This is a genomic window from Dietzia sp. SLG310A2-38A2, from assembly GCF_014145095.1.
Taxonomy (GTDB): Bacteria; Actinomycetota; Actinomycetes; order Mycobacteriales; family Mycobacteriaceae; genus Dietzia.
Genome location: NZ_JAALDX010000533.1, coordinates 1 through 1,031 on the forward strand (window position 1 = coordinate 1; position 1,031 = coordinate 1,031).

The 1,031-nt window shown below is 69.8% G+C and carries 2 protein-coding genes; both read left to right on the plus strand.

Annotated elements, in window-relative coordinates; translation table 11 throughout:
• Positions 1-776: NADH-quinone oxidoreductase subunit J (locus G6027_RS16815; RefSeq protein WP_241727226.1), on the plus strand; the 776-nt coding region annotated here is incomplete at its 5' end.
• The coding region (gene nuoK, locus G6027_RS16820) for an NADH-quinone oxidoreductase subunit NuoK (RefSeq protein WP_182638137.1) at positions 773-1,031 on the plus strand (259 nt) is incomplete at its 3' end. The genes G6027_RS16815 and nuoK, both read left to right, overlap by 4 nt.

The window sequence follows — 1,031 nt, forward strand, 5'->3', positions numbered from 1 at the left end:
TGGCGGTCGTCGTCGTCGTCGGCGCACTCGGGGTGGTCTCCGCCAAGAAGGCGGTCTACTCCGCCCTGTGCCTGGCCATGACGATGGTCGCCCTGGCGGTGCTGTACATGGCGCAGGGTGCGGTGTTCCTGGGCGTCGGCCAGATCGTCGTCTACACCGGCGCGGTGATGATGCTGTTCCTGTTCGTGGTGATGCTCATCGGCGTGGAATCCTCCGAGTCCCTGGTGGAGCGGATCCGCGGACAGCGCGTGGCCGCGATCGTCGGCGGACTCGGCTTCGGAGTCCTCCTGGCGACCGGCCTGGCCCGCGCGGAGCTGCCACCCTTCACCGGCTTCGGCGCCGACCACAACGACGTGCCCGCCCTGGCAGACCTGCTGTTCACCCGCCACGTGTGGGCGTTCGAGCTCACCGGGGTGTTGCTGATCATCGCCACCCTGGGCGCCATGGTGCTGGCGCACCGCGAGCGGTTCTCCGGCCGCCGGACCCAGCGCGAGATGTCCGAGCAGCGCTTCCTGGACTGGCAGCACGACGGCGACGCCCGTGTGACGCCGCTGCCCAGCCCCGGCGTCTACGCGCGGCGCAACTCCGCGGACATGCCGGCCCGCCTGCCCGACGGCTCTGACTCCACCGACTCGGTGAGCGAGGTCCTTCGCCGGCACGGCGGCGGCGGGGAGCTGGAGTCCGGAGACCATTCGGGGTCCGGCGGCACGGGAGGATCCGCCGGCCCGAGGGAGACCGGTGGCAGTGCAGGACCTGCCGAGGGGGGACGACCGTGAACCCGGAGAACTACCTCTATCTCTCGGCCGTGCTGTTCACCATCGGTGCGGCCGGGTTCCTGCTGCGGCGCAACGCGATCGTGGTGTTCATGTGCATCGAGCTCATGCTCAACGCCACCAACCTCGCCCTGGTGACGTTCGCCCGGATGCACGGCGACGTAGGCGGTCACGTGTTCGCGTTCTTCGTCATGGTGGTGGCCGCGGCCGAGGTCGTGATCGGCCTGGCGATCATCATGGCCATCTACCGTTCCCGCC